Annotated in this window: 7 protein-coding genes; all 7 read right to left on the bottom strand. The window is 55.5% G+C overall.

What is annotated here, in order from left to right:
* Positions 1-242: 242 nt before the first annotated feature.
* A complete protein-coding gene (locus QZZ60_RS09340) occupies positions 243-950 on the bottom strand; it encodes an outer membrane protein (RefSeq protein ID WP_295640791.1) in 708 nt (235 codons plus the stop codon).
* Positions 951-1,092: 142 nt separating this feature from the next.
* The gene (gene galE / locus QZZ60_RS09335) at positions 1,093-2,118 is read right to left on the bottom strand and encodes a UDP-glucose 4-epimerase GalE (protein WP_295640789.1); all 1,026 of its coding nucleotides are present in this window, start codon (positions 2,116-2,118) and stop codon (positions 1,093-1,095) included.
* 27 nt (positions 2,119-2,145) lie between these two features.
* Positions 2,146-3,357, bottom strand: coding sequence for a capsular biosynthesis protein (locus QZZ60_RS09330; RefSeq protein ID WP_295640787.1), 1,212 nt, complete (start codon positions 3,355-3,357; stop codon positions 2,146-2,148).
* A complete protein-coding gene (locus QZZ60_RS09325) occupies positions 3,357-5,456 on the bottom strand; it encodes a capsular polysaccharide biosynthesis protein (RefSeq protein ID WP_295640785.1) in 2,100 nt (699 codons plus the stop codon). Before QZZ60_RS09325 ends, QZZ60_RS09330 begins: the two co-directional genes overlap by 1 nt.
* Positions 5,457-5,521: 65 nt before the next feature.
* Complete coding sequence (locus QZZ60_RS09320; protein ID WP_295640783.1) at positions 5,522-6,181, bottom strand: outer membrane beta-barrel protein; 660 nt, start codon at positions 6,179-6,181, stop codon at positions 5,522-5,524.
* 169 nt (positions 6,182-6,350) lie between these two features.
* Positions 6,351-7,481: a UDP-galactopyranose mutase gene (glf, locus tag QZZ60_RS09315; RefSeq protein ID WP_295640781.1), complete on the bottom strand. Its 1,131-nt coding sequence runs from the start codon at positions 7,479-7,481 to the stop codon at positions 6,351-6,353.
* A gap of 21 nt (positions 7,482-7,502) precedes the next feature.
* A partial coding sequence (locus QZZ60_RS09310) for a hypothetical protein (RefSeq protein ID WP_295640779.1) occupies positions 7,503-7,765 on the bottom strand: 263 nt, incomplete at its 5' end.

Below are 7,765 nucleotides of genomic sequence, written 5' to 3'. Positions count from 1 at the left end.
GAAACTCCTTTCCTTGCACCATGGCAATCGCTCTTCAAGAGCAGGGGACAGGCCGGAAGGCGCCCCGTCTCCTCCCGCACACGGCGCCTCGGCCCGAAAGCGGCCCTGCGAGAATCCGACCGGGGGAACGCCGAACGTCTTCGGGCATGAAAAAGCCCCGTGAACGTGCGAAGATCGACACGTCCGCGGGGCCGGCCCCCGGTCACGCAGAACGCGCCCGGGGGCGATGGTACCCTAAGGTATTAGAAGGTGGCGCGCAGACCCAGGCTCACCATGTGAGCGAAGTTGCGGTCGGTGTTCAGGTTGGCGCGAATGCTCTGAGAAGCATCGGACAGGTTGCCGCGGGCAAAGCCGTCGCCCATCACAAGGAAGCGATAGCCGAGATCAACGGCAAAGGTGTCGTTGATGGCGTAGGAGAAGCCGAGACCGATCTGACCGGCAAACACGGCCTTGGTGTCGCTCGCGCCGCCGCCGTAGTTTTCCACGCCGTTGTTCCAGCTGTACTCGCTCTTGAGGATGCCCACACCGGCGCCGGCAGTCACATAGGGAGTGATCTGATAGAAGGTGAGGTCATGCAGATCCCAGTACACGTTGAACAGCACGGTCTGCAGGCTTTCTTCCAGCTCGATGGCGGAAGCATGGCCGTCGTCATGGAAGTCGTCGGACACGGAGCCGTAGGCGGCGTATTCGAGTTCCATGCGGAAGGGCATGTCGAGGTTGCGGCTGAAGTCGTAGCCCACGGCCAGACCGCCGCCCACGCTCACGTCATGCGTGGAATGGGTGTAGCCAAGGCCCTGATCGCCGTACACGTTGCCGCGGAAGTGCTGAATGTTCAGCGTGACGCGGGGAGCGACATACACGCCCATGGTATCTTCAGCAGCGGACGCGGCCTGTGCACAGGGCAACATGAGAACAGCGGCCAGAATGGCACTCAAACAAAACTTTTTCATAACGAGTCTCCTCGTGTTGAAGGTTATCTCCCATGCGGGAAAATCTCCGGGCCGACAACCGGCCCGGCTATTCAATCCGCAGGATATCTGCGGACGTTGTCATGACTTCGGAGAACAGAAATTCGGCTAAAAACAGGCCTTCCTACGCTCTGCCCGTGCGGTAGCCCTCGGGATTTTTGCGCTGCCAGTTCCAGGTGTCGCGGCACATGTCGTCGAGATTGCGGGAAGCCTCCCAGCCGAGCACTTTTTTTGCCTTGTCGGCATTGGCCCAGAACTCCGGCAGGTCTCCGGCGCGGCGGGGGCCGAATTCATAACGGACGGGAACGCCGCTGTTGCGCTCAAAGGCAGCGACAATGTCGAGCACGCTGTACGGATTGCCCGTACCGAGATTGAACACTTCCGTTCCCTTGTGGGATGCGGCAAATTCCACGGCCTTCACGTGTCCGACAGCCAAATCGACCACGTGGATGTAGTCGCGACGACAGGTACCGTCAGGCGTGGGATAATCGTTGCCGAAAATGGTCAGATGGTCTCTGCGTCCCACGGCGACCTGCGCAACATAGGGCATGAGATTGTTGGGAGTGCCCAGCGGGTCTTCTCCGATGAGCCCGGACTCATGCGCACCTATGGGATTGAAATAGCGCAGAAGCACCACGGACAGTTCGGGATCGGCCACGGCCGCATCTTCCAGAATCTGTTCCATCATGGACTTGGTCCAGCCGTACGGATTGGAACAACTGCCCTTCTTCATGGTTTCCACATAGGGAATGGCATTTTCCTCGCCGTACACGGTAGCGGAAGAGGAAAACACGATGTTGTGCACGCCGGCCTTCTTCATGCACGCAAGCAGCGTAAGCGTGGTGTTGATGTTGTTGTCGTAATACTCCAAAGGCTTTCTTACGGATTCCCCCACTGCCTTCAGACCGGCAAAATGAATGACGCAGTCTATGGGATGCGCCGCCATGATCTCTGACACGGCCTTGGCATCACGCACATCCGCACGAAAGGCCGGTACGACTTTTCCCGTTAGTCTCTCGATGCGGTGGACGACTTCCGGGGAGCTGTTGCTGTAGTTGTCCACAATGACAACGTCATGTCCGGCGCCGATAAGTTCCACAGCAGTGTGAGACCCTATATACCCCGCGCCTCCGGCAAGCAGTATGTTCATTATTCTTTCCCTTCCTGTATGTTCTTGTCAGTTTCCGCGAACTGCCGATGACAGCCTGTCGGCACAGCCTTTTACAGCCATTTCAAGCCCCCTGCCGAAATAAAAATTTCCGTTTACCAGCGCACGACACAACAGCAGCTTTTCAAAGTCATGCAAAAGTCCGGCATCCGGCGTACGGTACGCCGTCCAGAACCGGGAAAGGCTGCACTCGTTCGAACTCTGTGCAAGTCCGGGCATGGCATAGATGGACTTGCCCACGCAGTACACCGCCTTGCCCTGCTCCAGTGCCTGCATTCCCATGGTGCTGTTCAAAAGCACCACGGCCCGGCTTTTTCGTATCATGTCCATGCCGTTGCCGCTTTCCACAAAGAGCACGCGATCTTCTATGCCGCACGCCTCGCTGAAACTGCGTATGAACCGGTCATAGCGGATGAGTCCGCTGTCCAGAGGATGGTTGCGGATGACAAGATGCGTATCTTTGGGCGCGTCCTTGGCAAAGGACGTCATCACCCAGGCTATGGCCTCCTTCATGCCGCTGAACGGCGAATAGCGACGCACCTGCGAATCGGAGTCGAGTTGAAGCGGAAAAAGAAAGAACGGAGCATCGTTCAGATGCATCAAGGCCTTTTCCGACTGCTTCATGCGATGTCGACGCGTGAAGAAATGAGGTACCCAGCCGCTGAAAAGCTCCTTCAAATGTCCGTACGGACGATGCGTGCGGTAGAACGGGAAAAACGGCACGGACAGAATGGAAGCTCCGGCATAGAGCACGGCCTGAAGCTGACGGCGCGCAATCGGATTCAGCGACGACTCGGGAGACGACGGCTCGGCATAGCGACGGCTTTCCGCCCGCACCTCTTCCGGCGTATGCGGCAGGGTGGAGTTGCCGTTCACCCCGCCCCGCTCCATGGTTATCCAGTGCGGACGAAGATACCCTTCGTCGAAGGCCCACACCCGTATGCCGTTCAGCCGTGCAATGTGCACCGCCTCACGATGATGCGGACGCCAGTCGCCGAAGACCAGAAGATCCGTCACCTTCCTGCGCATCATGAGCCCGTGCACCCAGGCACTCCAGTCCGACGTGCGGCCCCGATAGCAAAGTGCGCCGTGCGGCCAGTCCAGCACGTCGCCGCCGCAGAGATTCACCCGGGTCACGTCATGCCCGCGGGAGCGCAGCTCCTGGCCGAGAAGCCGGAAGAACGGTCCGTGCGGCCCCTGAAGGAAAAGGAAACTCGCCATCAGAACACCTTCCTCGCCCATGCGCGCAGCGCGGCGAACACTCGCACCAGATACTTGCCGTGCATCTGTCCGCCGGGTTGCAGCAGTCTGCGGCATACATCTTCCGCCGTGCAGAAGCTCGCCGTCTGCCAGTCGTAATAACTCGGGTACAGCAGAAGAACGCCCGCCGTGAGCTCATCCAGCGTAAGACGCGCCGTGCGCCGTGCAAGAAACGCACGCTCCGATGCACAGTCTTCCGTCAGTCCCCATCCGGCATAGAACGGACCACCGTAGGTGCACGCCTTCACGCCGCGCAAAAGAGCTTCAAAGCCGGTCAGGGACGTGAGCGTATGCACTTCGTCCACCACGGCAAGAAGCGCGTCCATGCGCACGTCGCGCACCACCTCGTCGGCCACGCGCAAGGCCTCGGCATCGTCTATTCTGCCTTTGCGGTTCTTCACCTCCACGTCGGGATGCGGCTTATAGATGATGAAGGCCCCGGGATTGCGACGGCGCACCTCTCTGAGCAGTTCCAGATTTCCCCTGATGCCGCAGCCGCCACGTCGCACCGAAGCATCATCCTCCACCTGACCGGGAACCAGCAGCACCCGGCGATCCGAAGGCCAGCTGTCCCGGGAAAGCGCAGTTCCGCCCACGTTGTACTTGGTGAGTCCCTTGGCCACGATGTATTCACGAAGCATCCGGGCGCGGACGCACAGATCATCATGTCCTTCCCTCTCCGGCATTCCCTGCAAAATGACTTCAAGATCACTGGGGCGCGAGGGATCGTAGTAAATGCCCCGCCGGTCCAGCACCAGAGAATACGGCCACTGAAATTCCGAACCGAGTCCCACGGAACGGATGAAGCCGTCTTCCATGCGCACAAGGGACACTCCCGCACGTCGGCAGCGCTCTTCAAGCCTTCCGTCCACGCACTTCGACGACCATGCCACCACGTCGCCCCCGCGGCGCGCCGCACAGGCCACGGCCCTCTGTTCGCCATGGAAGTATTTGAAGAAGCGAAACGAAGCCCCCGTGCTCTGCAAATAGGCCCGGGCATGAGGGTGCTTCCAGAGAGAATAGCCGAAGCAGGCGTGAAAACCGCGGTTCTGTTCGTTCTTCTCCCGCTGTACGGCAAGCCTCTCAATGGTGTCGTGAATGTCGCATCTTTCTCCGGTTACGGGATTCACATAGCGGGCATACAAAAGATAGGCAGCCGCAAACACTTCCAGAAGCGTGCGCTTCTTCGTCCTGCGGGGGCAGGAAACGGCGTCTTCCGTAAGCCCCCAGCCCGCATAGAACGGCATGCCGAAGCAGTGTACGCGTCTGCCCAGCATGAGCGCCTCAAAGCCCATCTGGGAAGTCACCGCATACACTTCGTCCGCCTGAGCAAGAAGGGAAAGCGGCGACACGTCTTCGGCAATGAGCGTCGCGCCCTCCGCCTTCGCCTGAGCCGTAAGATACCCCTGCTTCTTTCCGGCCAGAACGTCGGGATGCGTCTTTACAAAGATCCGCGCTCCGGGAAATCGAGTCTTCGCATCGGCAAGCATGGCGGCAAAGGATGAGGCATCCGCCAGCCCGAGGGAGACCGAGGCGTCCCCCACCGTCTGGTCGATGATGAGCACACGGGGGGAATCTGGAGCCGCTTCCCCCAGAAGATGAGGTGAAGCGTCCGGCGCATGATTGTACTTGCTGAGACCATGGTGAATGATAGCGGCAAGCGCCTTTTCTGCCGAGGCCATGAGCGCCGGCTCTTCCCAGCCGTCGGCGTTCAAAAGGTTCTCCAAATCCGAAGGCCCGGTAGCGTCGTAGTAAATGCCGGTATGATCGACCACCAGGGAAAGAGGCTCCGCCCCTTCGCAGCCGAGGCGCAGGGAACGCAGAAAACCGTCTTCCACGGCAATGTAGGGAAGGCCGTGCTCCGCGGCATAACGTCTTGCCTTGTCGGCCGTGGGCTTGTGTCCCCATCCGGCTACGGCCGTACACGTTTCTTCCCCATTGTTTCCGACAAGCCTCACCTCTCCGCCGAGAAAGGCGGAAAGGTGAGGAATACGGGAAAACTTGCGGGAGAAGGCAAGAAAACGCTCCTGCTCTTCAGCATGCATCTGCTTTGTCTCCATTGCATTCTTCCCGTTCAAAATATCCATGACAGCGCCACCAAAAGTTTCAGCCCCGGAGCCGATTATTAAAAGGTAATTCGCAGACCAAGCATGGCCTGATGCATATAGTTTTTCTGGAGATTCAGACGTATGGAATCACATGAAGCATCAGTATTGCGCATAATCACAAAGCGATATCCGATATCCACCGAAACGTTCCTGTTGAAGGCATAGGAACATCCCAGTCCGAGCTGTCCCGCGGGAACCGTTGCATGACCGGAAGCCGACATTCCCATGCTGCTCCCTTTAACATCAATGAAAGCCATGCCCGCCCCCGCTCCGACATAAGGAGTAAAGCCGCTGCTGTTCGGCATATCCACATAGGCATTCATGAGCAGCGTCTGTACTCCTATCCTGGCACGAAAAGGAAAACGCCTTCTGAACACCTTGATGGACGCCGTTTTCGACACACTTTCAGAAGCTCCATACTCCAGCTCCAGACGGAAGGGCACCTGAAACTTTCGCCAGAAATCGTATCCCAGGGACAGAGCGCCCCCTGCTCTGGCCCCGAATACTCTGCGCGGCCCCCATGAGGAGGCAGCCAGATCAAGATTTCCCCTGGTATGCAGCACGGATACCGTAAACTTTGGCGCAAGATAGATACCACAGACCGAGCTGTTTGCCGCAAACGCAGATGAGGACCACATAACCATCACCGCTGCAACAAAAAGAAGCACTCTTTTCACATTATCCCCCAGAAGAAAGTATGTCTTTCAAACTGACCGTGACATACTTCTTCTGAAGAACAATGATTCTCATTTTAATAGAAGATTATTATCATCTCTCTACTGCATACTCTGAAAAAATAGAGATTATTTCTCACAGTTACGTCTCATCTGTACGTGAAGAAACAAATTATTTTTTCAGAATCTTTGTTTCGAACACCTTCAAGGCATCAGCAATGGCCTTGTCCATGTCCCAGTACCTGTAGGCTCCGAGTCTTCCGCCGAGAATCAGGTTCGGCGTCTTTGCCGCTTCTTCCGCATACTTTGCGTACATCTCGTTGTTGCGTGCATTGTTCACGGGATAGTAGGCTTCGTCGCCCTTCTTGTAGGTTTTGGAGTACTCGCGGCAAATGACCGTCCTGTTCAGTGCGAAAGGCTCTTTACGCTCTGGATGATAGTGCTTGAACTCATGCAAACGGGTAAAGGGCACTTCCACGTCTGCATAATTCATTACGGTCGTGCCCTGATAATCCTGCAGGGGTAGCGTTTCCCATTCAAAGCGCAGAGACCGCCATTCCAGCTCTCCGTATTTATACTGGAAAAGCTGGTCCGGCATACCGGTATAGATCACCGTGCAGTCGGAAGGAATCTGAGACTTTATGCTCTCATATTCACAGTTCAGTTTGACCGTAATGAGAGGATTGTCCAGCATCCTCTTGAAGATGCTGAAATACCCGTCCTTCGGCACGCCCTGCCAGGTATCGTTGAAGTAGTTGGCGTTGTAGGTGGTGCGGAACGGCAGACGGCTGATGATGGACGCCGGCAGTTCACGCGGGTCATGCTCCCACTGCTTGTGGGTATATCCCCTGATGAAGGCTTCATACAAAGGACGACCAATAAGGGAGATGGCCTTCTCTTCCAAATTCTTCGGCTCCGCAATGAAGTCACGAGCTATTTCCGCTTCCAGAAAAGCCCTGGCCTCCGCAGGCCGGAAGTTTTTGCCGTAATAGGCGTTGATGGTGCTCAGGTTGATGGGCATGGTGTACACCTTGCCCTTGTAGGTAATGAACACCTTGTGCTGATAGCTGGTGAACTCCCCGAACTTGTTGATGTACTCCCACACCTCGGGCAGCGACGTGTGGAAGATGTGCGAGCCGTAGCGATGGCACTCTATGCCCGTTTCCTCATCCAGCGAGGAATGACAGTTGCCGCCGATATGGTTTCGTCTGTCAATCACCATTACAGGCTCTTTCATCACCGTAGCAATGCGCTCGGCAATGGTAGCTCCCCAAAAACCTGAACCTACGATAATGTATTGCATACTATCTCCTATATTAATTTATTAACTAACATTTATATTTTTAATTCTTTCTAATGTTCCTAATATTATCATATTTAAAAATGTTATTGCACTGTTTGCACTATCAAATGAAAAATCAATATATTGATATTTTTTCTCAGATACAATTATAGAATTATCTTCAAAAATATTATTAATATCGTTCAAAAATAGTAAAAAATTATCATTTGGACTTCTAGTACATATAGAAACATGATATTTTTTATATATTGAAATTTTATAAAATATATTTTTATTATTATTCA

This window comes from uncultured Mailhella sp. (assembly GCF_905187505.1).
Classification (GTDB): domain Bacteria; phylum Desulfobacterota; class Desulfovibrionia; order Desulfovibrionales; family Desulfovibrionaceae; genus Mailhella.
This window is presented reverse-complemented; position numbering and strand designations above follow the sequence as displayed.

What these genes read in the sequence shown, in the direction of transcription:
- QZZ60_RS09340 (WP_295640791.1), bottom strand. Translation starts at nt 950, where the DNA reads ATGAAAAAGTTTTGTTTGAGTGCCATTCTGGCCGCTGTTCTCATGTTG.
- galE (WP_295640789.1), bottom strand. Translation starts at nt 2,118, where the DNA reads ATGAACATACTGCTTGCCGGAGGCGCGGGGTATATAGGGTCTCACACT.
- QZZ60_RS09330 (WP_295640787.1), bottom strand. Translation starts at nt 3,357, where the DNA reads ATGGCGAGTTTCCTTTTCCTTCAGGGGCCGCACGGACCGTTCTTCCGG.
- QZZ60_RS09325 (WP_295640785.1), bottom strand. Translation starts at nt 5,456, where the DNA reads ATGGAGACAAAGCAGATGCATGCTGAAGAGCAGGAGCGTTTTCTTGCC.
- glf (WP_295640781.1), bottom strand. Translation starts at nt 7,481, where the DNA reads ATGCAATACATTATCGTAGGTTCAGGTTTTTGGGGAGCTACCATTGCC.